The 23,871-nt window shown below is 53.8% G+C and carries 26 protein-coding genes; 12 read left to right on the top strand and 14 right to left on the bottom strand.

Features of this window, described 5'->3' with window-relative positions; all coding sequences use genetic code 11:
* The first annotated feature begins 42 nt into the window (after positions 1–42).
* Entirely contained in the window at positions 43–1,065 is a 1,023-nt protein-coding gene (locus tag NBZ79_RS04665; protein ID WP_251935928.1) for an adenosine deaminase, read from the top strand.
* Positions 1,052–2,227 carry a cysteine desulfurase family protein gene (locus tag NBZ79_RS04660; protein ID WP_251935927.1) on the top strand — a complete coding sequence of 392 codons (1,176 nt, stop codon included), beginning with the start codon at positions 1,052–1,054 and terminating at the stop codon, positions 2,225–2,227. Before NBZ79_RS04665 ends, NBZ79_RS04660 begins: the two co-directional genes overlap by 14 nt.
* On the opposite strand, the gene NBZ79_RS04655 is transcribed toward NBZ79_RS04660, so the two are convergent.
* Positions 2,206–3,123: a LysR family transcriptional regulator gene (locus NBZ79_RS04655; protein WP_251935925.1), complete on the bottom strand. Its 918-nt coding sequence runs from the start codon at positions 3,121–3,123 to the stop codon at positions 2,206–2,208. The two genes, NBZ79_RS04660 and NBZ79_RS04655, sit on opposite strands and share 22 nt — an antisense overlap.
* A gap of 432 nt (positions 3,124–3,555) precedes the next feature.
* On the opposite strand from NBZ79_RS04655, the gene NBZ79_RS04650 reads away from it, so the two are divergent.
* Positions 3,556–4,755, top strand: coding sequence for a urate hydroxylase PuuD (locus NBZ79_RS04650; protein WP_251935923.1), 1,200 nt, complete (start codon positions 3,556–3,558; stop codon positions 4,753–4,755).
* A gap of 132 nt (positions 4,756–4,887) precedes the next feature.
* Entirely contained in the window at positions 4,888–5,250 is a 363-nt protein-coding gene (locus tag NBZ79_RS04645) for a hypothetical protein (RefSeq protein ID WP_251935921.1), read from the top strand.
* 63 nt (positions 5,251–5,313) lie between these two features.
* On the opposite strand, the gene NBZ79_RS04640 is transcribed toward NBZ79_RS04645, so the two are convergent.
* The gene (locus tag NBZ79_RS04640; protein ID WP_251935919.1) at positions 5,314–5,856 is read right to left on the bottom strand and encodes a MarR family winged helix-turn-helix transcriptional regulator; all 543 of its coding nucleotides are present in this window, start codon (positions 5,854–5,856) and stop codon (positions 5,314–5,316) included.
* Positions 5,857–5,955: 99 nt separating this feature from the next.
* Between NBZ79_RS04640 and NBZ79_RS04635 the strand changes: the two genes are divergently transcribed.
* The 5 genes from NBZ79_RS04635 (at position 5,956) to NBZ79_RS04615 (ending at position 9,967) form a co-directional block, all read left to right on the top strand.
* The gene (locus NBZ79_RS04635; RefSeq protein WP_251935917.1) at positions 5,956–6,714 is read left to right on the top strand and encodes a hypothetical protein; all 759 of its coding nucleotides are present in this window, start codon (positions 5,956–5,958) and stop codon (positions 6,712–6,714) included.
* A gap of 192 nt (positions 6,715–6,906) precedes the next feature.
* On the top strand, positions 6,907–7,497 hold the full coding sequence (locus NBZ79_RS04630) for a putative antibiotic biosynthesis monooxygenase (protein WP_251935915.1): 591 nt from the start codon (positions 6,907–6,909) through the stop codon (positions 7,495–7,497).
* Between the two features lie 188 nt (positions 7,498–7,685).
* A complete protein-coding gene (locus tag NBZ79_RS04625) occupies positions 7,686–8,786 on the top strand; it encodes a hypothetical protein (protein ID WP_251935914.1) in 1,101 nt (366 codons plus the stop codon).
* A 120-nt stretch (positions 8,787–8,906) separates the two neighbouring features.
* Positions 8,907–9,368 carry a VOC family protein gene (locus tag NBZ79_RS04620; RefSeq protein ID WP_251935912.1) on the top strand — a complete coding sequence of 154 codons (462 nt, stop codon included), beginning with the start codon at positions 8,907–8,909 and terminating at the stop codon, positions 9,366–9,368.
* On the top strand, positions 9,365–9,967 hold the full coding sequence (locus NBZ79_RS04615) for a LysE family translocator (RefSeq protein ID WP_251935910.1): 603 nt from the start codon (positions 9,365–9,367) through the stop codon (positions 9,965–9,967). The genes NBZ79_RS04620 and NBZ79_RS04615 overlap by 4 nt, the downstream gene beginning before the upstream one ends.
* On the opposite strand, the gene NBZ79_RS04610 is transcribed toward NBZ79_RS04615, so the two are convergent.
* Together NBZ79_RS04610 and NBZ79_RS04605 are read right to left on the bottom strand one after the other, a co-directional pair.
* Complete coding sequence (locus NBZ79_RS04610) at positions 9,954–10,166, bottom strand: hypothetical protein (RefSeq protein ID WP_251935908.1); 213 nt, start codon at positions 10,164–10,166, stop codon at positions 9,954–9,956. The genes NBZ79_RS04615 and NBZ79_RS04610 overlap by 14 nt on opposite strands.
* On the bottom strand, positions 10,105–10,308 hold the full coding sequence (locus NBZ79_RS04605) for a GNAT family N-acyltransferase (protein WP_251935906.1): 204 nt from the start codon (positions 10,306–10,308) through the stop codon (positions 10,105–10,107). Before NBZ79_RS04605 ends, NBZ79_RS04610 begins: the two co-directional genes overlap by 62 nt.
* 311 nt (positions 10,309–10,619) lie before the next feature.
* On the opposite strand from NBZ79_RS04605, the gene NBZ79_RS04600 reads away from it, so the two are divergent.
* Complete coding sequence (locus tag NBZ79_RS04600; RefSeq protein ID WP_251935904.1) at positions 10,620–11,024, top strand: VOC family protein; 405 nt, start codon at positions 10,620–10,622, stop codon at positions 11,022–11,024.
* On the opposite strand, the gene NBZ79_RS04595 is transcribed toward NBZ79_RS04600, so the two are convergent.
* Genes NBZ79_RS04595 through NBZ79_RS04585 form a run of 3 tightly spaced genes read right to left on the bottom strand, consistent with a single transcriptional unit; the run spans position 11,021 to position 14,150 of the window.
* A complete protein-coding gene (locus NBZ79_RS04595; RefSeq protein WP_251935902.1) occupies positions 11,021–12,238 on the bottom strand; it encodes a serine hydrolase domain-containing protein in 1,218 nt (405 codons plus the stop codon). The two genes, NBZ79_RS04600 and NBZ79_RS04595, sit on opposite strands and share 4 nt — an antisense overlap.
* Before the next feature lie 46 nt (positions 12,239–12,284).
* The gene (locus NBZ79_RS04590) at positions 12,285–13,130 is read right to left on the bottom strand and encodes a fumarylacetoacetate hydrolase family protein (RefSeq protein WP_251935900.1); all 846 of its coding nucleotides are present in this window, start codon (positions 13,128–13,130) and stop codon (positions 12,285–12,287) included.
* 27 nt (positions 13,131–13,157) lie between these two features.
* Positions 13,158–14,150: a zinc-dependent alcohol dehydrogenase family protein gene (locus NBZ79_RS04585; RefSeq protein WP_251935898.1), complete on the bottom strand. Its 993-nt coding sequence runs from the start codon at positions 14,148–14,150 to the stop codon at positions 13,158–13,160.
* A 73-nt stretch (positions 14,151–14,223) separates the two neighbouring features.
* Between NBZ79_RS04585 and NBZ79_RS04580 the strand changes: the two genes are divergently transcribed.
* Positions 14,224–15,057 carry a sulfite exporter TauE/SafE family protein gene (locus tag NBZ79_RS04580; RefSeq protein ID WP_251935896.1) on the top strand — a complete coding sequence of 278 codons (834 nt, stop codon included), beginning with the start codon at positions 14,224–14,226 and terminating at the stop codon, positions 15,055–15,057.
* A gap of 37 nt (positions 15,058–15,094) precedes the next feature.
* Entirely contained in the window at positions 15,095–15,556 is a 462-nt protein-coding gene (locus NBZ79_RS04575; protein WP_251935894.1) for a YtoQ family protein, read from the top strand.
* 22 nt (positions 15,557–15,578) lie between these two features.
* On the opposite strand, the gene NBZ79_RS04570 is transcribed toward NBZ79_RS04575, so the two are convergent.
* The 7 genes from NBZ79_RS04570 to NBZ79_RS04540 form a co-directional block, all read right to left on the bottom strand.
* Positions 15,579–18,329: a sensor histidine kinase gene (locus tag NBZ79_RS04570; protein ID WP_251935892.1), complete on the bottom strand. Its 2,751-nt coding sequence runs from the start codon at positions 18,327–18,329 to the stop codon at positions 15,579–15,581.
* Complete coding sequence (locus tag NBZ79_RS04565; protein WP_251935891.1) at positions 18,329–18,595, bottom strand: hypothetical protein; 267 nt, start codon at positions 18,593–18,595, stop codon at positions 18,329–18,331. Before NBZ79_RS04565 ends, NBZ79_RS04570 begins: the two co-directional genes overlap by 1 nt.
* A gap of 4 nt (positions 18,596–18,599) precedes the next feature.
* On the bottom strand, positions 18,600–18,992 hold the full coding sequence (locus NBZ79_RS04560; RefSeq protein WP_251935889.1) for a response regulator transcription factor: 393 nt from the start codon (positions 18,990–18,992) through the stop codon (positions 18,600–18,602).
* Positions 18,993–19,157: 165 nt separating this feature from the next.
* Complete coding sequence (gene acs, locus NBZ79_RS04555; protein ID WP_251935887.1) at positions 19,158–21,098, bottom strand: acetate--CoA ligase; 1,941 nt, start codon at positions 21,096–21,098, stop codon at positions 19,158–19,160.
* 130 nt (positions 21,099–21,228) lie between these two features.
* The gene (locus NBZ79_RS04550; protein ID WP_251935885.1) at positions 21,229–21,954 is read right to left on the bottom strand and encodes an ABC transporter ATP-binding protein; all 726 of its coding nucleotides are present in this window, start codon (positions 21,952–21,954) and stop codon (positions 21,229–21,231) included.
* Positions 21,954–22,712, bottom strand: a complete 759-nt coding sequence (locus tag NBZ79_RS04545) for an ABC transporter ATP-binding protein (protein WP_251935884.1) — start codon at positions 22,710–22,712, stop codon at positions 21,954–21,956. Before NBZ79_RS04545 ends, NBZ79_RS04550 begins: the two co-directional genes overlap by 1 nt.
* Before the next feature lie 10 nt (positions 22,713–22,722).
* A complete protein-coding gene (locus tag NBZ79_RS04540; protein WP_251935883.1) occupies positions 22,723–23,871 on the bottom strand; it encodes a branched-chain amino acid ABC transporter permease in 1,149 nt (382 codons plus the stop codon).

The following is a 23,871-nucleotide window of genomic DNA, read 5'->3' as shown; positions in this document are numbered from 1 at the left end:
GGCGGGGTTATTATTTAGGCCCTAAAGGATGAGGAGAAGGATATGCAGGATTTAAAGGCTTTCTATACGGGCATGCCCAAAACGGAACTTCATATGCATATCGAGGGCAGTCTTGAGCCGGAACTGATGTTCGAGCTGGCCGCCCGCAATAACATCAAACTGCCCTTCGCGACTGTTGAAGATGTGCGAAAAGCCTATGATTTCTCAAATCTTCAGGATTTCCTCGATATCTATTATCAGGGCATGGGGGTTTTGATCACGGAGCAGGATTTCTATGATCTGACTTGGGCCTATCTGACGAAAATTCACGGACAGAATGTTGTCCATACAGAAATATTCTTTGACCCGCAGGGTCATACCGATCGCGGGGTGTCGTTCGAGACGGTGATCACGGGTATCAGCCGCGCACTGGAAGAGGGGCTTGAAACCTACGGTATTTCATCAAGACTGATCATGTGCTTCCTGCGTCATCTGAGCGAGGACGCCGCCTTTGCAACCCTTGAACAGGCGCTCTCCCATAAAGACAAGATTACGGGTGTGGGACTGGATTCTTCTGAACAGGGTCATCCCCCGTCGAAGTTTGAGCGGGTTTTTGCCGCCGCCAAGGAAGCCGGGTTTCTAGCCGTTGCCCATGCCGGCGAAGAAGGCCCGCCGGACTATGTGTATGAAGCGCTGGATCTTTTGAAAATCGACCGGCTTGATCACGGCAACCGGGCTCTTGAGGATGACGCCCTTGTCCAGCGCCTGATCACGGAAAATATGGCGCTGACCGTTTGTCCCCTTTCCAATTATCATCTGGCCGGTGTGTCCGATATGCGCCAGCATCCTTTGCGGAAAATGCTCGATCTCGGCCTCAAGGCAACGTTGAATTCGGATGATCCGGCCTATTTCGGCGGCTATATGAACGAGAATTTTGAGGCGGTAGTTGAGCCCCTTGGCATGACGCGGGAGCATATCCTCGCCCTCGCCCGCAATGGCATTGACGCCAGTTTTACCTCCGTAGTACAGAAACAGGAGCTGCAGGACCAGCTCAGTGCCTATGTGGCAGATTATGACGCCGCGTAGCATCCTCCATAAGGGCGAAAGGGTCACCCTGCCCTTGTATCTTGATTATCAGGCATCGACACCGCTTGACCCTAAGGTGCGGCAGCAAATGGCCCCGTATCTCGACACCCATTGGGGCAATCCCCATAGCAGCACCCACGGTTTCGGCCATGACGCGCGCAAGGCCATTGCGGGTGCGCGCCAGCAGATTGCCGGTCTTTTGGGCGCCGACCCGCAGGAAATCATCTTCACCTCCGGTGCGACGGAGGCCAATAACCTGGCCTTACTGGGCCATGTGCGCAGCCATGTCGGTGCCCGCCATGTGATATCGGTTGAGACGGAACATGAAGCGGTTCTGGCCCCGCTTTCTCAGCTGGAAGCCGAAGGGGTCGCGGTGACTCGCCTGCCGGTTGATGCCCGCGGCGGGCTGGATCTGGATCAGTTGAAACAGGCGCTCCGCCCGGAAACCGTTCTGGTCTCGGTCATGATGGCCAATAACGAGACCGGTGCTTGCGCGGATCTGGAGGCCATAGGCCGGATTTGCCGGGGTGCCGGGGTCACCTTTCACAGTGATGCGGCGCAAGGGCTCGGTACGAAAGAGCTGGATGTCAGGCAGACCGCTGTTGATCTGGTCAGCCTGTCCGGTCATAAAATTTACGGCCCCATGGGAATTGGCGCCTTGTATCAACGGGGCGGCTGTGCCCTTACCCCGCTCGTCCATGGGGGCGCCCAGGAAAAGGGCCTGCGGGCCGGGACATTGCCGACGGCGCTCTGCGTCGGATTGGGGGCTGCCTGTGCCTTGCTCGCCGACCGGCGAGAGGCCGATGCCGAGCGGATCCTGGCCCTGCGCCAGCAGCTTGTGACCGGCCTCAAATCTGCCCTCGGAGAAGCCGTTCAGGTAAACGAGGATGCGGCCCGGCAAAATCCCGGATGTCTCAGCCTGCGCTTTGACGGGATCGAGGCGGAGGATCTGCTGCATGCGCTCCCCGATCTGGCGCTGGCCACCGGATCGGCCTGCACCTCGCGCGATGCCCGCCCCTCCCATGTGCTGCTGGCCATGGGACAAACTGCCGTGACTGCGGCGTCCACTTTGCGCCTGGGCATTGGCCGGGAGACAACAGCGGCGGAAATTTCCTATGTGCGTGACCAGCTGGTGGCTGCCTATCCGAACCTTTCCGGGTGATGGGGGTCCCAGCTTTTAAAGGCGCCGACCAGATGATCGATCCAGATACGCAGCCGCGGGGACAGAAACGGGCCGCCGGGAAACACCGCCCAGATGGGGTGGGAATCGGGCGGGTATTCCAGCATCACCCGAACCAGCCGGCCGGAATTCAGGTGCTCGATGATTTCCCAGACGGACTTGACCGCCAACCCCCTGCCCTCCAGCACCCAGTCGGTCAGGACATCTCCGTTATCCGTGTCCAGGTTGCCCTTTACCGGCATGGTGACCAGACGGCCGCGTTCAATGATCTGCCATTGAAACTGGGTCGAGCCGGGAAAGCGCAGCAACAGACATTTATGCTTGAGTAAATCCGAGGGGATGCGCGGCGTGCCGGCGCGGGCCAGATATTCCGGCGTGGCGCACATCACCCGATGGTCATGGGACAGCATCCGGGCCTTCAGGGTGCTATCTTCCAGATTTGCCATGCGGATTGCCAGATCCACCTTGTCCTTGACCAGATCAATCAGCCGGTCCGTCAGCTGCAAGCGGAACTGCAGTTCGGGATGATGCTCGGCAAAGCGCGAAATCACCGGCGCCAGGCAGCGCCGGCCAAAGGCCACCGGCGCCGAGATGGTGATGCTGCCGCGCGGGTTGCGATCGGGCGGGGCCAGCGCCGCCTCGGCATCCTCCACATCCTTCAAGATGCTTTTACAACGCTCGAAATAGACCAGCGCCTCTTCCGTCGGCACCACCTGGCGGGTGGTCCGGTACAGCAGGCGGGTGCCGATTTGCTGCTCCAGTTTGGCCACCCGGGCGCTGATCACCGCCGTCGATTGCCGCAACTCGCGGCCGGCCTGCGAAAAACTCCCCTGCTCGACCACGGCGACAAACGCCGCCATATTCACCAATGATGCCATCTCCCTCACTCCTCTTCCTCTTAGCTACCTCTCCACCGCAACACCCCAACTCAAAGGAGACGGCCAAACTCAACAGAGACGCCCTCACGCCTCTTGCTCTTCGCTACCTCTCCACCGCAACACCCCAACTCAACGGCAACGCCCCAACTCAACGGCAACGCCCCAACTCAACGGCAACGCCCCAACTCAACGGCAACGCCCTCACGCCTCTCTCTTCGCTACCCCAGACCACCGCAACGCCCTCACAACCGGTCCTCTTTGCCAGCAAAAAACACCCATACACATAATAAAACCAACCCAAAAGCACCCACTATTATCAATATTTTATTTATAGTATATCTTTTTTTTGGTGGTTTTGTAGATAATAAGAAGTCTCTATGATCGGGTGTTCGAGGGTGGGATGATATAACGGGGTACAGGGGGACAAGGGTCATGGCAGTGGAAATGATGGAATGGGTGCAGCTGGCTGTTCGCTGGATTCACATGATTACGGGGATCGCCTGGATTGGCGCCTCTTTTTACTTCGTCTGGCTCGATATGAACCTGACCCCCCCTGAACAGGACGGCTACAAGGACAAGGCCGGCGTCGGCGGCGAGCTGTGGGCCGTGCATGGCGGCGGCTTTTACGAGGTACAGAAATACCGCGCCGCACCGCCGCAAATCCCGCCCGTCCTGCACTGGTTCAAATATGAGGCCTATTTCACCTGGATCAGCGGCTTTATCCTGCTGACCATCCTGTATTATTTCGGCGCCGAGATTTACACCATCGACAAAAGCGTCGCCGATATCTCGGTTGATGTGGCGATCCTCATCGGCATCGGCTCCATCGCCGGCGGCTGGTTCGTCTATGACATGATGTGCCGCTCCCCACTGATCAACAACCAGGCCGTCTTCGGCCTCATCCTGTTTATCCTGCTGACCGCCACTGCCTGGGGCCTCGCGCAGGTGTTCACCGGGCGCGCCGCCTATATCCATGTGGGCGCCATCATGGGCACGATCATGGCCGCCAACGTGCTGGTCATCATCATCCCCGGCCAGACCAAGATGGTCAATGCCGCGAAACGCGGCGAGCCGGCCGACCCGCTGCCGGGCTTATGGGCCAAGCAGCGCTCCCTGCATAACAACTATTTCACCCTGCCGGTGCTGTTTATCATGATCAGCAGCCACTATCCCATGACCTATGGCAGCAGCTACGGCTGGCTGTTGCTGGCCGGCATTGCCCTGGTCGGCATCCTGGTCCGGCATTTCTTCAACATGAAGAACCAGGGCAAGGCCAAGCAGGGCTTTATCCTGCTGCCCATCGCCTTCGTGCTGTTCTTTTTCATCGCCTATGCGTCAATGCCGAAAAACGACCTTGCGGACATGGCCCCGGTCCCCTTCGCCACGGTCGAGCGGATCATCGAGGATCGCTGCGCCAGTTGCCATGCGACCAACCCGAGCAGCAAGGATTTCGACAGCCCGCCCAAAGGCGTGAAACTGGAAACCGCCGCCCAGATCGCCCGCGAGAAAACCCGCATCCGCCAGCAAACCGTTGATACCAAGACCATGCCGCAAGGCAATATCACCAATATGACCGACGAGGAACGCAAACTGCTCGGCGGCTGGATCGCACAAGGCGCCAAAACCGACTAGGCAAAGGGCACAGGCAACCGACGGGGACGCCGGGCAAATCCGCGAGAATTTTTCTACCGGTTTGAGTGTGATTTGCGAAAAATTCGGCGTATAGTCGCAGGGTCGATTTATTCCTGCTGTCGGAGCGCCCCCATGCCAGAACATCCCGCGTCCCTTGACCATATGCTTGCCGCCTGGAACGAGCCGGATTCTTCACTGGTGCGCGGCCATCTGGAACAGGCCCTGTCCCCCGGTATCCGCTTTGTTGACCCATCCATCGATGTCACCGGGATCGAGGGGTTCGAGATAAATGTCCATGATGTCCATACAAAAATACCGGGCGCCGTCTACAGCCGCACCAGCGGCGTCGACTTTCACCATGGCTTCTACCGCTATCACTGGGCCATTCACCAGAACCATAAGCTGGTGATGTCCGGTTTCGATGTTGCAGAAATCGACGAAACCGGCCGCGTCGCGCTGGTCATCGGGTTTTTCGGACCTGTCCCGGAGCTGTAGGACGGGCTACAGAGCCACCGCCAGCCGTCCGTTCCCGCCCCAACCTACCGACACAAGACCCGCTTAACTGCTCTCCGCCTGTTCATGGCAGATTTGATTGGTTTCGGGAAGTGAGAGGGGTTCGCGGAGTAGGTCGCAAAAGCCGCCCTCGGCGGTCTTTCGATGATGGATACATGTTTTGCAGACCCCGAAGGGGCGCAAGCCCCTCTGGCGCAAGGATTGGCGGACCAGTTTTTCAAGGCCGACAAGCAGTGACGACATGTCCTTTTCGTTGAGCAAGGAGGCCGCATCCTCAATCGTGCTGATCTTTTGAAAAAGAGCCTGGCCCTGTTTGGTCACGGAATATGAAATGGAGCGTCTATCCCGATCCGAGCGGACCTCTTTGACCAGCCCCTTTCTGGCAAGCGCCTTCAAGGTTTGCGAGACGGTCCCTCTCGTTGCCGTCATGAAGTCGGAAACCTGGGACGGGGAACGGGAGAAGCGGTTGGCCCTGACCAGATAGGATAACGCCGTCCATTGGACGGGATTGATATCTTCCGCCCATTCGTCGGCTGAGTTGATCCGGGCAAGCCTGTCGATCAGTTCCTTGACGCGATTTTGGTCCATTTTGTCCATCCCCATATAATAGCGAGTCGAAATAATCATTGCAATGTGAAATTTCCATGCTATTAATAGCGAGTCGCTATTATTAATTTGGAGATCACAATGAAACCCCTAATCCTCACGACACTTGCCGTATCCCTGAGTATCAGTACCGCCTTTGCCGGCGGTGACCCTAAATCCCATGCTATTCATCAGGAAGGTGCGGTTAAATCTGCGGCCGACAGTTCGAAGACCGCCGCCTTCGATATTCTGGCGGCCCATGTTCACCGCACCGGCAGGACGGTGACATTCCACATGACCACCAATGGCGTTGCCGGTTCTGAAAAACCCGAGCCTGTTGGCGCGCTGGGCGGGGCGCCGGTTCTTTCCTATGTCTGGCCCACATCCCTCGACCCGTCGACCGTTGGATTTGAGGGCAAGACCGGCATATTGGCCCTTGCCGCCACAAGCCATCCGGATTTTGATGATACGCCCCTGTATGATGAGGATGGCGATGGGGATCCGGCAAATGACGGCACGAAATGGCACAGCCACTGGGTGGTGCTGACCCCGACCGAGGCCTGCGGTGACGGGGCGCTGGGCGTGCGCGACATTGCCAAGGGAGAAACACCGAGGATGCCGGCGACCTGGCCCGGACTGCCTATTTTTATCGACAGCCCCGGCTTCACACCCTTGTTTGATGGCCCGGAAGTCAAGATCAATGTGTCCTTTGCCGATGCCGACGCCGTTGCCGGTGCCGGCTATGACGGTGTCACGTCCGCGTTGAAGGTAAATGCAAATGTCCATGCGCCGCTGCTCTGCATTACGGATGTCTTTGATGTGGCGTCGGGCGATCTCAGCCTCCCCGGTAAAATCAACTAGCTTTCCAGCATGATAACCCGGTGAGGATTATTGGACCCTCACCGGGTTATTACCGGGTTGTTAGAGTCCAGTTACCGGCTCATCAAGTTTCAGAAAACATCGTCTAACTATTTCATTTGTGGCGCCATAGTTTACTCTATTGGTATCAAAGGGCTCTTTTTACCGTTATGGCCAGACGAAAAGGGATAGACGATGCGTAGTCACACACTCTCTCAGGACGGAAACTCAGATGGATCAACCGTGTTGATTGTTACTAATCATGTATTGACAGAGCATCAGCCGGCTTATGAAATTTTAGTCAAGGAGCTTCATGATATCATTCGGCAACTCCCGAATTTCCAGACGGTTGACGTTGTCCGTCATATTGCGCCTGAACAAACTGAATATACGGTCATTCTTCGATTTTCTGCAGTGGTGAATTTCACGGAAGTATGGAAATCTCCACAGATTGTGTTGAAACTGAAGGAAATTGAGAAGCTGACGGGCGAGCCGCCCAAATATGCGGAAGCTGCAGGGCTTGAGCTATGGGTGGATCATGACGCGACCGGGAAAATGGTGATCCCTCCTTACTGGAAACGTGTCGTTCTCAGCATCATTGGTGTTTATCCCATGCTTCTTCTGTTACTGGGTCTTGGTGCGCCGATTATTGGGGGGTTACCCAAACCCGTACAGACCTTGATAACTGTTGTGATTTTATCCAGCCTGCTCGCCTGGCCAATTATGCCGCTGCTTGGCAAAGCCTTGCGGCCCTGGCTTTATGCAGGATCTTCCAACAGCAGGTAGCTCAACAACATCAGAAATGACGGCGCGACTGTCTGCAAAGAGAGGGGGATGTAAATCCTCTGAAGCGTCCAGTGACGTATCAATGCCGCTCAAGACAAGGCCCCTCCCGAATATCTTTCACATATGGGCTTTGCAATGCGTTGTTCTGGGGAGCACAAGTTGGAACTCACCAGAGGGATACGCAGAAAATGATCGAAGAGCTTCTTGGCTACGTCATCAATAAAACGGGAAACAGGCGGCCGGACAAAGACTATATCAAATCCCATGAATGGAAAGATCTGGTCGGTGGTGCAAGGTTCAGAATAACCGACAAATGCGTCCATTTTCTGTTTGGAGAACTTGTCGGCAACGAGGGAAACAGGACGCAGTTCAATGACATTTTACAACAGGCCTATGACGTTTTTAAAGAAAACACGCGAAACGCCAATGAGGAGGAAATACAGGACCTGTTTTTTGAAGAAATAACCAAGCCTTACCTGAAATATATAGAAGATTTTGCAGATAACGTCTTTACAAGCAGCACGATCGAGAAATATCTGGAAAATCAGAAATCAGAAAAAGTCAGGCCCTATCGAGCAACCGCCTCTATTTTTGTAATCATCCTCATAATATTCCTGGTGGTTATGGTCACGTTACTTATAAAAGGGGCAACCGAGAACAGGATTAAAGATACTGTCGGTACTCTTATTTTAATGGGTGTCCTTGCCCTGTTATGCGGATTGGGGGGGGCCGGTATTTTGTACTATGGGTACAATCGGATGCGACCGGGACTCCAGCAATTTGTTGACAGCAAAGAACTGATCAATGCTGTGATCCGAAATCCGCAAGGGTGGATCTGGAATGCTCAAAATACGTCGGCAATAGATCTTGAGCAACTGCTGTGTGACGATCTGAAAATTGATAGCCTTGCCAGCATTGTGCTGGGCCAGATCAAGTGGCATTCAGTTTTACGCTGCTTACTTAATAACAGCTTGTTATCAAAAGAAATATCAATGTTGATTATCGAGTTTGTCTTTGACGAAAGGACGGCATTGAACAAGACAGGGTTACTTGAGGCCCAGCATATTTATCTGGAGGCCTTCGTTCCCGCAGAAACACCGCTCTTCACAATCGAAAGCGGATCCAAGCTGGAAAAGCCCGACGACGAGAAAACATCCTTCAGCCGACTGTCAAAAACCTCGGAAAACAGCCTCACAATACCGCTCCTGACGGCCACGCCTATGTCGGCTGGAACAGGGGGCAATCAGCAACCTTATACGGACATGCTGTTAATCGATCTCAAGGATTGATCTGACTTTGTTAAAATACAGCCCACAGGCGGGAGACCAGCCGGTTTTGCAGAAGGAGAACATGGCTTGACCGTAAAAACCCCGCGATGTTAAATGCCTCCCTTGGTAAGGAGATACCCGATGGTGAAAAAACGCGAGGGCGATCCATGGATGCCGGCACCGGAATATGGCCGGTCGCTGACCGGGCTTGGGGTTAATCTCCTGGTCCGCGATATTGCGCGCGCCGTGGCCTATCAAAAGGACGTGCTGGGCGCAAGCGTGGTGTATGCGGATCCGGATTTCGCCGTCCTCACGGGCTATGGCGCAAGCTGGATGCTGCATGCGGATCATACCTATTCAGACCATCCGCTGAGCGGCAGCCTCGCCCCGGGGCAGGTGCGCGGGATCGGCGCCGAATTACGCTTGCATGGCTGCGATCCCGACAGGGCAGAGGCCAGGGCGCGGGCCCGGGAGGACACGGTTCTGGCGGGTGCCATGGATAAACCGCACGGATTGCGCGAAGCCTATCTTATGGACCCCGATGGCTATTTATGGGTGCCAGATATCCCGGTTAAAGCAACCCCCGGCGGAGACGACGCATGACCTTTGAGCATATCCTGGCCTTTAATCTTGCGGTGCTTGCCGCCATTGCCAGCCCCGGCCCGGCCATGCTGGTGGCGATCCGCACCACCTTGACCTCCGGCCGCCGCGCCGGTCTGGCTATCGGGGCCGGACTGGGACTGGTCGCCGCGTTGTGGACGTTGGCGGCGCTTCTCGGGCTGGAGGCTTTGTTCAAGATTTTTCCCTGGGCCTATACGGCGGCGAAAGTCGGCGGCGCCGTCTATCTGCTCTATGTCGCTGTTCGGATGTGGGCAGGCGCCCGGCAGCGCCTTCAACCTGCCGCGACGCCCACCACGCACGCCTTCCGTCAGGGGCTGATGATCAATCTGCTCAACCCGAAGTCCGTGCTCTTTGCTGCAGCGGTCCTGATCGTTATCTTTCCCGCCGGCCTGAGCCCGATTGAAAACGCCTTTATCGTCGTCAATCACCTGCTGGTGGAGATCATTTGTTACTCTACTCTGGCCGCTGTCATGAGCACCCCCGCGATCAGTGGCCCGTATCTGAAAGCGAAGATTTATATCGACCGCGTCGCAGCGGTTATTCTTGGCCTGCTGGGCATTCGCCTGATCACGGACCGCTAGGAACATCGCGCAGCGGCAAGGCAAAGCCACCCGCGGCGGCAACCGGGACAGGGTTGGCCAGACCCATGAAATGCCGGGCATATTTGTCCGTGACATTACTCGTTTCAACCATGATACAGACATCGACCGTATTAAAGTCACGATCGATAACCGCGCCATCGCCGATGGTCGCAAATCTGGTCGAACCCATCCACATCACGCTTCAGCTCGTGACTGATCCCTGTGGGAAATGCCCCCATTTCGCCATAGAAAATTTGGTATCTTAAAGCCTGAGCCGCGTTCAGATCGGCAACGGAATGCGCCAATCGCACTTCCAGATTATTTACCCGAATTGGGTCCATTTCCTTACTCCTCTTTGCTTTTTCATGAGGAGGGTTTTCGCAATTTCCCATGACAGGTCAATGACCAAATAATGAAGTTTTTGATCAGCTTTTATGTCAAATAGATGACAGTAATCCGCCTAAGATATTGTAATGGTGCAATTTTCACACTTATAATTTAAAACTGGTTAATTATATTATAATAGTTATATTTTTCTATTCAAAATTCGAGTCCTACAGGCTAAAATCCGGACTCGGTTATTCAAGTTCTCGGCCCAAACAACCGATAGTACGACATCTTATTAACATGTCAAAAAAACAGGAACCAGTTCATGGTCATGTCGAAAAGTACGGCCTTCAATGCCATCAGGGCAATCGACTACACAGTCATCTATGTCCGCGATATGGAGGCCATGCGATCTTTCTATGAAAACATTCTGGGGTTCGAACTGCATCGGGAACTCTCGCGTGACTGGATCGAGTATCAGGTCGGCCCCAACACCCTGACCCTTGCCAATCCAAAACGGACAACGACCGACAAGCCCCTCCCGGCCGGCAGCGCGGTCCTTCAACTGGCTTTCAGGGTTTCCGTATCCAATGTTGATCGATGCGCCGATGAACTGCTCAACCATGATATTGATCTCCTCTCCCCGCCGACCAATCAACCCTTTGGCCATCGCACCCTGTTCTTTCGCGACCCCGATGGCAATGTGCTGGAAATCTATGCGGAGATTTAATCGACCAAAGCCTGATGCACCAGGGTCCGCAATTCCTTGCGCAACGGATACTGGCTGCTGGGGGCAAGCTGGGTCAGGAACAGCACGGTCATTTCTTCCACCGGATCAACCCAGAACACCGTACTTGCCATACCGCCCCAACCGAAATCTCCCACGGAACCCATCATCTGGGATTTGGGTGGGTCCAGCATAACCCAGCCGCCAAGGCCGAAACCGACCCCTTCAAAGGAAATCTCGGAGAAGACAGGCTGACCGTTATCCGCCAGATCCCCCACAAGATGATTGCGGGTCATGTAATCGACGGTGCGGGATCCCAGCAACCGCTCGCCGTTATAGGCGCCTCTTTGGCGGATCATCTCGGCAAATTTAAGATAGTCCCCGGCCGTGGACATCAATCCACCGCCACCTGAGTAGCATTCCGTGCGTCCGGCGCGGAACACGGATTTCGAGGCGGCATCAAGGAGTTTTATTTTCCCATCCGGCCCCCGGCCATAAAGCGAGGCAAACCGGTCAATCTTGTCATCGGGCACATCGAAGGCGGTATCCGTCATTGCCAGCGGTCCCAGTATATACTCATCAAGAAATGTTCGTAAGTCCGATCCGGAAATCACCTCCACCAACCGGCCGACCACATCCGTTGAGACGCCGTAGTTCCAGCGCGCGCCCGGTGTGAATTGCAACGGCAACTCAGCCAGCTTGTCGACCTGGCTTTCCAGCGTGCCACGACGGGGCCCAAAATCCATTTTGGCGGCAGCGTAGGCCTCGCCCAGTATCCCACCATTGAAGTCATATGTCAGGCCGGACATATGGGTCAGCATATGGCGGATGGTCGGCTTGACTGTTGCCGGTTCCGTATCCTCTATGGATTGGGCATTGGGCCGCAGGACCCGCATTTTCTTGAAGGAGGGAATAAACCATTCCACCGGATCGTCGAGATGGCACAGGCCTTTCTCAAACAGCATCATCAAGGCAACGGAAGTGACCGGTTTGGTCATGGAGTAAAAGCGCGCCAGAGTATTATCATTCCATGGAATATTATTTTCCATATCCGACAACCCGACAGAATTTGCATAGGCAATCTGGCCACGGCGGGCGACCACTGCCTGCGCGCCGGCCAGTTTGCCCTCCTCCACATAGCGGTTCATCCAGTCGGTAATGACCTCAAGTCGGGTCGTGCTGAACCCTTGGGATTCAGGTTTCTGCGTTACATTCATTTTTCCGCGTCCTTTTCTTTTTGTTCGTTCGGCGAAACTGTCGGGATTAAGCCTGTATCATTTTTTGTGTCTGCATTCCCAGCCCCTCGACCCCCAGGGTTACAGTCTGCCCGGCTTTCAGGTAAATCGGGTCGGGCTTATGCCCCATACCGACACCGGGCGGGGTTCCCGTTGACACCACATCCCCGGGCTCCAGGGTCATGAACTGGCTGAGATGCGAGATGATGGTGGCCACATCGAAAATCATGGTCGAGGTGTTGCCGGTCTGCTTACGGTCGCCATCAACATCCAGCCACAGATCCAGCACTTGCGGGTCCGGCACCTCGTCGGCTGTCACCAGCCAGGGGCCGATCGGGCCAAAAGTATCGTGGCTTTTGCCTTTCGTCCATTGACCGGAACGCTCCGACTGAAAGGAACGCTCCGAGACATCATTGACGGTGCAATAGCCGGCCACATAGTCCAGCGCCTCGGCGACACCGACATATTTGGCGCGCTTGCCGATGACAAAGCCAAGCTCCACTTCCCAGTCGGTTTTTTGCGACGTCCGCGGGATTTCCACATCATCATTGGGGCCATTGATGGCGGTGGTGGCTTTCATGAAAACGATGGGCTCATCTGGCGGTGTTTGTCCGGCTTCTGCCGCATGGTCGGAATAATTCAAGCCGATGCAAATAAACTTTCCCACATTTCCAACACAGGGACCGATCCTTGGATTGCCGTCAACTTCCGGTAAATCTTCGAATTCCATGGCCTCCAGGCGCTCCAGATCACCCCCGGTGAACGTATCGCCGGTGATGTCATCAATCATCCCGCTGAGATCGCGGATAACACCATCTGCGTCCAGAACACCGGGTTTTTCTTGATCTTTCGGGCCATAGCGTAATAATTTCATCGTCTTCTCCTGATCCGGGCCATGGCCCTATATTGAAATAACAATCTTGCCAAAATGCTGACCGCTTTCCATTAAGCGATAGGCGTCTTTCGCGTCCTTGAAATCCACCACCGTTTCAATGATCGGATGGATGTCACTATGGATCAAGGCGGCGTTCATACGCGCGAACATATCGCGAGGGCCTACATAAACACCTTGCAACCGGACAGATTTACGCATGATCGATGTGGGATCCATCTGCCCACCGGTCAGCACGCCAACCAGTGAGATACGTCCGCCAATGCGCACGGCCTCGACGGATTTGGCAAGGGTACCGGCCCCGCCGACTTCCACGACGACATCCACGCCGTGACCGGCCGTCAACCTGGCGACCTCTGCCTCCCAGTCCGGGATATCTCGATAGTTGATCACCTCATTGGCGCCGAGGGTTTGCGCCCGCGCCAGCTTGTCGTCGCTGCTGGAGGTGAGGATCGTTTTGATTCCCGCCGCCGCGGCCATCTGTTGCGCGAATATCGATACACCGCCGGTGCCCAGTAGAAGGGCTGTCTGACCCGCTGCGGCCCCGCCCGCTTCTATCAGGCAATTCCAGGCTGTTAATCCGGCACAGGGCAAAGTGGAGGCTTCTTCAAAAGACATGTGATCGGGGATCGGAAGCGCCCCATTTTCTTTCAAGACAGCATATTCACGGAGCATACCGTCAATGGCGCCGCCCATGGCACTGCCCATAACATCGTCGCGAATGGGGCCGCTGTCCCAATTCTGGAAAAAGGTACCGACGACACGATCCCCTTTTTTGAACGCCGTCACGCCAGCGCCAATTTCTTCCACCAGTCCCGCCCCATCGGAATTTGGAATACGACCATCAACCGGGCCATTCTTGACCATCATCAAATCCCGGTAATTAATCGCATTGGCCTTCATCCTGACCAAAATTTCACCCGGACCCGGCTTTGGAATATCTTGATCCTTGAGACTGAGCTCATCGATACCGCCGCCGCCATGAATGACATATGCTTTCACTAATCTTCTCCTGCCTGCAAAGGCTCTTGTAATATTACTGCTTGTACTCCCGCTTAAAACGGGTAAGCATTGAATGAATAAATCCGTTTGCTGTAAAGCAATATTTCAACTCTTTCATCGTAACCGTGTCTGCACATCCTTCATGATCACAGAATACCTCCCTGAATTCAGCTTATTCCACCTCGCTGTGGTCTGTACCGCTTTGTCATTGGGCGGGTTTGTCAAAGGTGTCAGCGCCTTCGGGCTGCCGACTATTGCCGTTCCGATCATTGTCTTTTTTATGTCCTTGCCGTCGGCGGTGGCCATTATCGTTCTGCCGATGATCATTACCAATTTCGTGCAGATGATCGTCACGGGTCATATAAAATCGACGATTGCCCGGCATTGGCGACTGCTGCTGGCGGTTTATATATCGCTGCCCTTTGGCGTCTACTTGCTGTCGACGGTCAATACTACCTATTTATTGGTCAGCGTGGGCTGCTTCCTGATTACCGTCGCCAGTCTGGAAATATTCGGCATCTCCTTTGCCTTCCTTACGGATCGGGAAAAAATTACAGGACCCATAATTGGTCTGTTTGCCGGGGTTGTCGGGGGTATCACGACGCTATACGGAACACTGCCTGTCTTCTTTTTTGTCGCCCTCGGTCTGGAAAAAGAAAAATTTGTTGCGGTTGTCAGCGTCCTTCTGTTTACCGGCAGCCTTGTCCTCATGGCCAGTCTCCATGGCGGAAATTTTATCAATCCACTTGAAATTGTCTATGGACTGATAGGGCTTGCGCCCTTGTTTGTGGGCATGTGGGCGGGCACCCAGGTACGGCATCATGTGGATCAGGTAACGTTCAAGAAAATTGTATTGATATTAGTGATGCTGATCGGTGTTATGCTGATTTACCGCGCCCTCGCCTGAGACTATACTCGCCCCTCAAACTTACAAAGGAACTGACATGAGCCGAATTTGGACAATCTATCTTTCCGGAGAAATCCATAGTGACTGGCGCGAACGCATCGCCGAGGGTGTAAAAGTCACGAATTTACCGGTGGAGCTCACCGGGCCAAATACAGTGCATGCCGATAGCGACGATTGCGGTGTTGCCATATTCGGCGCCGAGCCGGACAAATTCTGGCATGACCACAAAAGCGCCCGCCTCAACGCCATGCGGACGGGGACCCTGATCCAGGAAGCCGATATTGTTGTTGTGCGCTTTGGGGAAAAATACAAACAATGGAACGCCGCATTTGATGCCGGTTTCGCCGCCGCCATGGACACGCCTTATATCACCCTGCATCCAACGGAGCATGATCACGCGCTCAAAGAAGTCAACGCTGCCGCATCAGCGACGGCCCGCACGCCCGACCAGGTAGTGCAGGCTCTGGCTTATCTTATTAACGGAACGATGCCGGCTTAAGGCGCAAGGGCTGCTTTTCGCGTTATTCCGCCGACAACTGTTCCTTGCCGCGGTCCGCACGCGGGATCGTAAAGGCAAACTCTGCGCCACTTGCCGGTTGATTTGTCACCCAGATCTCACCGCCCATAAAGGTGACAATTTCCCGGCAAATAGCGAGGCCGAGGCCAGATCCTTGTGGTTTGTCCTCACCGGTGCTGACGGATTGATGAAACTTCTCGAAGATATCCTGTGTCATGTCTTCCGGAATTCCTTTGCCATTGTCCGAAACAGTTACCAGCAGGACGTCTTCTTCCGTCGTGACGGAGACGTCAATTTTGCCCGCCGCTTTATCGCAGAAGGTTATGGCATTGGAAACAAGATTGATCATAACCTGAATAAGCTGGTCGTGATCGGCGAGAACCAGCGGCAGTTGGTCGTGCTGCCTGACACTCACATCTACATCATTCTCCTGGATTAGCCCTTCAAGAGCCGCCAGCGCTTCGCGAATTGTTGCGCCCATATCCACCTGATCGAACGACCAGTCCATTTGCCCCGCTTCCATGCGGGCCAGATCCAGCAATTGATCAATAAGCCGGGTCAGTCGCCTGCTTTCCTTGATGATCACATTCAGAAACTGCGTCCGCTCCTCAAGCGATACCTCTGGATTATCCACCAGAATTTCCCCAAATGCCCGAAGCGAGGTAAGCGGCGTCCGCAATTCGTGACTGACCATGGAGAGAAAATGATCTTTAAGGGAATCAAGCTCTTTCAGGCGCTCGTTCGCGTTCCGCAACTGTGCGGTCGCTTGCTCCAGTTCCAGGGACTTTTGTTCAAGCCGGTGACTATATTCTATCACCTGGCTGGTTTCATCGACGATGCGATAAACCTCATCCAGGCCAACAATCTCGCCTTTAACAACTGACCCCATCATCACCCGTGCGGTCGCCGAGCCAATGGCGCCAGCCAGCATTTTCTCGGCAAAATCAAGCATGGCCGCATCCGCCGACTGGTTCCGGCGAACGGTTAAACCGCGATCCCGAAGATACCCGTCAAAAGCCGCCGCCACCCGCTGTCCACCAACAAAACGACCAACCAATTGCTGCAAATCAGCGATGGTCGCCGATCCGCGCCAATAGCGACTGTCGCGCTCATCTTCCGTATGCCCGAACACATCGACGAACAACGTCCCCTGAATACGCTCGATGGCCGTTTGCTGTGATGACAAGGATACAATCCAGTACGCACCGATATTAACCAGCATGCTCCAGAACAGGGCATGGGTCAGGCGGTCAAAACCTTCCATGCCAAACAAAGCGTAAGGTTTGAGCATGGCAATGCCCCAGGGGCCTTGATCGATAAAACTAATGGGCAACCAGCCTGATTGCGCGAAAGAGGGAAGGAGCAGGGTATAGAGCCACATGATAAATCCAAGCGCCAATCCGGTCAAAGCTCCGCGATACGACGCGCCCTTCCAAAAGATCCCGCCAATAATCGCCGGAACAAATTGAGCCGCGGCGGCGAAGGATACCAAGCCAATGGTCACCAGAGAATAGGATTCACTGGCAATCAGGTAATACACATAGCCCAATATCAGAACGAGAAGAATACTGACCCGGCGGATCGTCAGCAGCAGGCCGGTCAAGTCATCGTTCTTGTTGATGTTCAGGCTTTTGGAGCGGAGCAAAAGCGGCATGATCAGGTCGTTGCAGACCATGGTGCTCAGGGCAATTGCCGCAACGATGACCATGGATGTTGCAGCCGACAGTCCGCCGACAAAGGCGATCAATGCCAAGACCCCCTGATTATGGAAAAGCGGAACGGTCAGCATAAACATATCCGCATCTGCCGTCGTGCCATCAAAGGCCAATCTCCCTGCAAGGGCGATCGGCAGCACGAATATGTTGATGACCAGCAAATATAACGGGAAAAGCCAGGTTGTTTTGCGTAAACTGGCCTCATCCGGATTCTCGACGGCGGTAATGTAGAATTGCCGTGGCAGACAAATTATCGCCGCCATGGACAGCAGGGTCATTGTCATCCACAGTTTGTAGTCACTGTCCGCATTAACCGTAAATAACTGCTCCAGCCCCTGGTTCGCCGCTTTGGAGAACAGATCGGAAAATCCATTATACACCCCGAAGGTCACAAAAAAACCGACAGCCAGAAAGGCGATCAATTTGACAACGGACTCAAATGCAATGGCTGCCACCAGCCCTTCATGATGTTCACTGGCATCAATATGACGGGTGCCGAAAAGAATGGCAAAAAGGGCAAGTGCCAAAGCGATAATAAGGGTTGTATCAATAAAGAAAATCGGATCGCTTGGCGCATTCAGCAATACGGTTTCAGAGGATCCAACGAGAATTCGAAAACTGGTTGCGATGGATTTCAGCTGCAGGGAAATGTATGGCATGGTCCCGACGACGGCGATGATCGTCACCAGGCCGCCGAGGCCAGCCCGCTTCCCGTAGCGTGAGGCAATAAAATCGGCAATAGACGTAATCCGGTGGACCTTGCAAATACGAACGATCTTCACCCAAACCATGGACCAGAGGACAAAAACGAAAGTCGGCCCCAGATAGATAGGCAGAAAATCAAGCCCCCGGTTGGCAGCCAAGCCAACACTGCCATAAAATGTCCAGGACGTACAAAAGACCGCAATGGACAATGTGTAGATATAGGGGTTTCGGGTCAGGGGTCGATTGGTTTCTGCCCGGGAATCGACGAATTGTGCAACCGCAAACAAGAGGCCGAGATACAACACAGAAACCGTAAGAACCAGGCTGCCGGACATTACGGTTTCTCCTGACTTGATCCGGGCCGTAAATCCTCAAAACCAGGCTGTTCCGGCGCATTTTTCATGAGCGTACGTCGTCGGGCGCCAATCGCCGTGAACAGAATTACCCCTGCCCAGCTCCCGAACAGATAAAGAAAGCTCATGGGGATACCGAAAACCAGGTCGCTTTCATCAAAAATTGACAGGACAGGCGGCATAAAGATTATCAGGCAGGCGACGAACAACAGGATCGACCATTCCTTTTTGCGGCCGGTCCGGATCATCTGCTTACTTCACCGTGGATACCGCCGGCTTAACCGTCACGATATCCTTAACCAATTTACCCAAAACCCGCGTTGAGAAGGGTTTCGTCACAAAATCGTCGGCGCCCAATGCAAGCGCGCGTTCCTTGTCCGCTTCCCGGCTTTTAGCCGAGAGCATAATGATTTTTACGTTCCGGCAACTGGCATTGGCGCGAATTGTTTCGCAGACGGAAAAGCCATCTTGTTTCGGCAACATGATATCCAGCAAAACCAGATCCGGCACATAGTCGTCGATGGCCCGTAACGCTTGATCCCCGTCCCGTGCAACACGCACGGTAAATCCCGCCTGTTTGAGGATAAATTGCAAGGACAACACGATATTTGGCTCGTCCTCCACCACAAGCACTGTATGCGACATGCCGTTGCTCACTCCCTCCCAAAGGTTGAGACCATATTGTTAAGGTAAGGCTTATCGCGGTCCGTTAGCGAACTTCTCTGATAGGCACCTTTTCAATCTTTCGCCTTAGTGTACCGTATTCCACGGGTCATTGTCATCGAACAATCGAAGACCCTTATGCCAGCCTTATCTGTTCATCCGATTTTCAATCAATTCATCAACCACTGCTGGATCGGCCAGAGTTGATGTATCGCCCAAGCTGCCATACTCGTTTTCCGCAACTTTTCGCAATATCCGGCGCATGATTTTACCGGATCGGGTCTTCGGAAGACCCGGTGCCCATTGAATCAGATCCGGCGTTGCAATGGGACCGATTTCCTGTCGCACCCATTTCGCAAGTTCTGTGCGCAACTCCTCCGTTGACTCCACACCTGCTGTCAGCGTCACATAGGCATATATACCCTGCCCCTTGATGTCATGGGGATAACCAACCACGGCTGCTTCAGAAACTTTATCATGGGCAACCAGCGCACTCTCGACTTCCGCAGTTCCCATGCGATGGCCGGAGACATTGATGACATCATCCACCCTGCCGGTAATCCAGTAATAACCGTCTTCATCCCGGCGCGCACCGTCCCCGGTGAAATAGCGTCCGGGGAAGGTTGCGAAATAGGTTTGGTAGAACCGCTCGTGATCTCCGTAAACCGTTCGCATCTGGCCCGGCCAGCTATCCTTGATACACAGGACACCCTCACAGGCGCCTTCCAGAACCTTTCCGTCATTGTCGACCATAATCGGGTCAATCCCGAAAAACGGCCGGGTGGCGGAACCCGGTTTTAGATCAGTTGCGCCTGGCAAGGGCGTGATAAGTATTCCGCCCGTTTCAGTCTGCCACCAGGTATCGACAATCGGACAACGACTATCGCCCACCACTTCATGGTACCAGCGCCAGGCCTCCGGATTAATGGGCTCACCGACAGACCCAAGCAAGCGCAAAGAACTGCGCGAGGTTTTCCTGACCGGCTCATCCCCATCGCGCATCAGCGCCCGAATAGCGGTTGGCGCCGTATAGAAAATATTGACCTGATGCTTGTCACAAACCTCCCAGAACCGTGACACAGTCGGATAATTGGGAACCCCTTCAAACATCAATGTCGTCGCGCCGTTGGCCAGAGGGCCGTAGACAATATAACTATGTCCGGTGACCCAGCCGACATCGGCCGTGCACCAGTAAATATCCCCATCATGATAATCGAACACATAGCGATGGGTCATGGCGGCATATACGATATAACCACCTGTCGTATGCAGGACGCCTTTCGGCTGGCCTGTCGAACCCGATGTATAGAGAATAAAAAGCGGATCTTCCGCGTTCATTTCCTCTGGCGGGCAATCGGCATCCACTTTTGCCATTTCTTCATGATACCAGACATCCCGTCCAGCAACCCAGCCGGTTTCAACCCCTGTGCGGCGGATTACGATACATGTAGTGCAATCTGGACAACTTTCAAGAGCTTTATCTGTATTTTCTTTCAACGGTATGGTTTTTCCGCCCCGCAGCCCTTCATCGGCCGTAATCACACAGTTGGACTCGCAATCACGTATTCGGCCGGCCAGCGCATCCGGGGAAAAGCCGCCAAATACAATGGAATGAACAGCACCAATTCGTGCACAGGCCAGCATGGCAACAGCCGCTTCAACGACCATCGGCATATAAAGAGTAACCCGATCCCCTTTCTTGATGCCTTGCGCTTTGAGAACGTTGGAGAATTTGCAGACTTCCTCATGCAGCTCCCGGTATGTCAGGGTTTTGTCGTCACTGGGATCATCGCCTTCCCAGATAATCGCCGTGCGATCCCCCTTGGTTTCCAGATGGCGATCGATGCAGTTATAACTGACATTCAGGGTTCCGTCATAATACCAGCGGATATGCAGATCATCCTTGTCATAGGAAACATCTTTAACCTGGGTATAGGGCTTAATCCAGTCTACGCGCTTACCATGCTCTCCCCAAAAGGCGGCAGGATCTTCGACTGAGGCACGGTACATGGCTTCATAATTTGCCTTATCAGCCCAGGCCGACTTCGCCAGCTCTGCTGGTACCGGGTATAAATCCTCAACGGTCATAATTGTAGATCCTTTCGCGATTAGGAAGCTGCGGCAATTTTTGCGGCGCCTCCCTCAATATGGGAAACTGCTTAAATTAAAAAGTTATCTCAGTGTTACCTATATCGCAACCAATACGATGATAGCCAAATCAAATTGCCAGATACTCATGCCGTAATTCTTGATTGTCCAGTACTTCCTGCGCTGTTCCGCGGAAGGCAATCTGCCCCATATCCAAAATTAAGGCTTTATCTGCAAGCTGGAGAGCCGCAACAGCATTCTGCTCAACAATAATTGTCGTAATGCCGAGTTCCTTGACTTGCCGCAAAATCTTCTCGATTTCCTGCACGATAACCGGAGCCAAACCCTCATAGGGCTCATCCAGAAAGAGGAGTTTTACATCGCGGGCTAACGCCCTGGCAACCGCCAGCATTTGCTGTTCACCGCCGGACATGGTAATTGCATCCTGATTGCGTCGTTCCCCAAGCCGCGGGAAATGGTCGTAGATGCGTTCGATCTCCCAACCTCTGGGTTCCGCGACTTGCGCCAGCGTCAGATTTTCCTCTACGGTCAGCCCGCCAATTATGCGCCGATCTTCCGGCACCAACTGGATACCCTCCCGGGCAGCCTCAAAGGCCTTTAGCGGGTGAATGGCCTTTCCGCCAAGATAGATTTCACCCTGGGTTAATCCCGGGCTATCGACACGGGCGAGCGCCCGTAGCGTAGAGGTTTTCCCGGCTCCGTTGCGACCCAACAAGGCAACAATTTCACCTTCTTCGATATCAAATGAAACGCCTTGTACAATATAGGACTCACCATAATATGCATGAACATCATTCACGCTGAAATATGGCATCTTTTCTTCGCTGGCCGACATTAATGCGCCCCTCCCAAATAGGCTTCCTTGACTTTAGGATCTTCTCGCACTGCTTCAGGATCACCGCCCGCTATGATCTGGCCACGAGCCAGAACACTTACCTTGTCCGCAAGACTAAACACCACATGCATGTCATGCTCGATGATGACTTTTGTCATGCCTCTCGATTTGATTTTCTTTAACAGGTCGATGGTTGCATTGGTATCATGCCGCGCCATACCCGCTGTTGGCTCGTCGAGCAATAAAAGCCGCGGATGAAGGATCAAACACATGCCAAGCTCAAGCCGCCGCTTATCCCCTCGCGACAAACTGCCCGCCTCTGTCATCATTTGTTCTTTCAGGCCAACATCTTCCAGAATATGCTCGGCCTCTTCCCGGATTTCACTTTGCCTACTCAATAATTTGGCCGCGTTGAATTTAAAAGCACCATCGCGATGGGAAAAGGCCGGCAACATAACGTTTTCCAGCAGCGACATCTCCTGAAAAATCTCCGGCGTTTGAAACACCCGCGCAACACCTATCTGCGCAATCTCGTGAGGTTTTTTGCCGGTCAGTTCCTGACCGTCAAAGGTCACCGATCCGGTATCAGGTTTGAGCCGGCCAATACAAACATTGAGCAAAGTTGACTTTCCCGCACCGTTTGGACCGATGATCGCATGGGTCGTTCCCTCTTCCACATGCAGATTTACGTCACCCAGCGCCTTCAAGCCACCAAAGCTCTTGTTTATGTTGTCCAGATGAAGAACAAGATCTCCCATATCGTAACCCCTACTCGCCCGTTTGATCTTGTGACGTTACGGTCACGGTTTCATTTTTCTTCGCCGATGTGAACAGCTTGAAAATTCGATTAAATCCTTCAACCAGCCCGCCTGGCAGGAAGATCACGATAATCATGAACAGCAATCCCAGGGTTAAGTGCCAGCCACTGCCAACAAACAGGCCAACGACGGAAACAAAGACATCGGCCACCGGCTCCGGCAGGAACGAGAAGAACTGCTGCAAGACACTATCGCCAAAGGAGGAGAAAATGTTTTCAAAATACTTTATCAGCCCGGCGCCCAGCATCGGCCCGATCAATGTTCCAACTCCGCCTAATATGGTCATCAACACCACTTCACCAGACGCGGTCCATTGCATACGTTCCGCGCCGGCCAATGGATCCGTGACAGCCAGAAGACTGCCCGCCAGCCCCGCGAACATGCCGGAAATAACAAATGCTGTCAGCATATAGGGACGTGTATTGAGCCCCGTATAATTCATGCGGTTTTGATTTGACTTAATCCCGCGCAGCATAAGACCAAAAGGCGATCGGAAGATCCGCATGGAGATAAAGAAACAAATCAACAGCACGACGGCGCAGAAGTAAAAGCCTGGATAGCCGCTCATGGTTACGCCAAATAAATCTGTAGACGGCAATCCACCTCCAGCCGGAGCGTCGAAGAATAGGCGATCCAGTAACCGTGGGTCTGATTGTTTAAGTTGAAGCCCGGTCTCCCCGTTTGTAATGGGTGTCAGCACCGAATAGGCCAGATTATAGGACATTTGGGCGAAAGCCAGCGTCAGGATGGAAAAATAAATCCCCGATCGCCGTAAGCTGAGAAATCCTATTGCCAATGCCAGAATTCCGGAGAACAGGACACCGAACATCACCGCCGGAATAACGTTCATGGTCAGTAATTTAAATGACCAGACGGCTGCATAAGACCCGACACCCAAGAAGGCTGCATGACCAAAGGACAAATAGCCGGTCAGGCCGAACAGGATATTAAAGCCGATGGCGAAAATGCCATAAATGGCGAATTTCTGCAGCAAGTCCGGATATGCCGCCCCGAAAGGCTGAAGCCAAATTGGCATCAGCAGGACGATTGCGGCGACGAGGAGGAGGAGTAAATTATCGTTGAGGAAAGGCTTTTTCAT

The organism is Sneathiella marina (genome assembly GCF_023746535.1).
Lineage (GTDB): Bacteria > Pseudomonadota > Alphaproteobacteria > Sneathiellales > Sneathiellaceae > Sneathiella > Sneathiella marina.
This window is presented reverse-complemented; position numbering and strand designations above follow the sequence as displayed.

What these genes read in the sequence shown, in the direction of transcription:
- NBZ79_RS04665 (WP_251935928.1), top strand. Translation starts at nt 43, where the DNA reads ATGCAGGATTTAAAGGCTTTCTATACGGGCATGCCCAAAACGGAACTT.
- NBZ79_RS04660 (WP_251935927.1), top strand. Translation starts at nt 1,052, where the DNA reads ATGACGCCGCGTAGCATCCTCCATAAGGGCGAAAGGGTCACCCTGCCC.
- NBZ79_RS04655 (WP_251935925.1), bottom strand. Translation starts at nt 3,123, where the DNA reads ATGGCATCATTGGTGAATATGGCGGCGTTTGTCGCCGTGGTCGAGCAG.
- NBZ79_RS04650 (WP_251935923.1), top strand. Translation starts at nt 3,556, where the DNA reads ATGGCAGTGGAAATGATGGAATGGGTGCAGCTGGCTGTTCGCTGGATT.
- NBZ79_RS04645 (WP_251935921.1), top strand. Translation starts at nt 4,888, where the DNA reads ATGCCAGAACATCCCGCGTCCCTTGACCATATGCTTGCCGCCTGGAAC.
- NBZ79_RS04640 (WP_251935919.1), bottom strand. Translation starts at nt 5,856, where the DNA reads ATGGACCAAAATCGCGTCAAGGAACTGATCGACAGGCTTGCCCGGATC.
- NBZ79_RS04635 (WP_251935917.1), top strand. Translation starts at nt 5,956, where the DNA reads ATGAAACCCCTAATCCTCACGACACTTGCCGTATCCCTGAGTATCAGT.
- NBZ79_RS04630 (WP_251935915.1), top strand. Translation starts at nt 6,907, where the DNA reads ATGCGTAGTCACACACTCTCTCAGGACGGAAACTCAGATGGATCAACC.
- NBZ79_RS04625 (WP_251935914.1), top strand. Translation starts at nt 7,686, where the DNA reads ATGATCGAAGAGCTTCTTGGCTACGTCATCAATAAAACGGGAAACAGG.
- NBZ79_RS04620 (WP_251935912.1), top strand. Translation starts at nt 8,907, where the DNA reads ATGGTGAAAAAACGCGAGGGCGATCCATGGATGCCGGCACCGGAATAT.
- NBZ79_RS04615 (WP_251935910.1), top strand. Translation starts at nt 9,365, where the DNA reads ATGACCTTTGAGCATATCCTGGCCTTTAATCTTGCGGTGCTTGCCGCC.
- NBZ79_RS04605 (WP_251935906.1), bottom strand. Translation starts at nt 10,308, where the DNA reads ATGGACCCAATTCGGGTAAATAATCTGGAAGTGCGATTGGCGCATTCC.
- NBZ79_RS04600 (WP_251935904.1), top strand. Translation starts at nt 10,620, where the DNA reads ATGGTCATGTCGAAAAGTACGGCCTTCAATGCCATCAGGGCAATCGAC.
- NBZ79_RS04595 (WP_251935902.1), bottom strand. Translation starts at nt 12,238, where the DNA reads ATGAATGTAACGCAGAAACCTGAATCCCAAGGGTTCAGCACGACCCGA.
- NBZ79_RS04590 (WP_251935900.1), bottom strand. Translation starts at nt 13,130, where the DNA reads ATGAAATTATTACGCTATGGCCCGAAAGATCAAGAAAAACCCGGTGTT.
- NBZ79_RS04580 (WP_251935896.1), top strand. Translation starts at nt 14,224, where the DNA reads ATGAATAAATCCGTTTGCTGTAAAGCAATATTTCAACTCTTTCATCGT.
- NBZ79_RS04575 (WP_251935894.1), top strand. Translation starts at nt 15,095, where the DNA reads ATGAGCCGAATTTGGACAATCTATCTTTCCGGAGAAATCCATAGTGAC.
- NBZ79_RS04570 (WP_251935892.1), bottom strand. Translation starts at nt 18,329, where the DNA reads ATGTCCGGCAGCCTGGTTCTTACGGTTTCTGTGTTGTATCTCGGCCTC.
- NBZ79_RS04565 (WP_251935891.1), bottom strand. Translation starts at nt 18,595, where the DNA reads ATGATCCGGACCGGCCGCAAAAAGGAATGGTCGATCCTGTTGTTCGTC.
- NBZ79_RS04560 (WP_251935889.1), bottom strand. Translation starts at nt 18,992, where the DNA reads ATGTCGCATACAGTGCTTGTGGTGGAGGACGAGCCAAATATCGTGTTG.
- acs (WP_251935887.1), bottom strand. Translation starts at nt 21,098, where the DNA reads ATGACCGTTGAGGATTTATACCCGGTACCAGCAGAGCTGGCGAAGTCG.
- NBZ79_RS04550 (WP_251935885.1), bottom strand. Translation starts at nt 21,954, where the DNA reads ATGTCGGCCAGCGAAGAAAAGATGCCATATTTCAGCGTGAATGATGTT.
- NBZ79_RS04545 (WP_251935884.1), bottom strand. Translation starts at nt 22,712, where the DNA reads ATGGGAGATCTTGTTCTTCATCTGGACAACATAAACAAGAGCTTTGGT.
- NBZ79_RS04540 (WP_251935883.1), bottom strand. Translation starts at nt 23,871, where the DNA reads ATGAAAAAGCCTTTCCTCAACGATAATTTACTCCTCCTCCTCGTCGCC.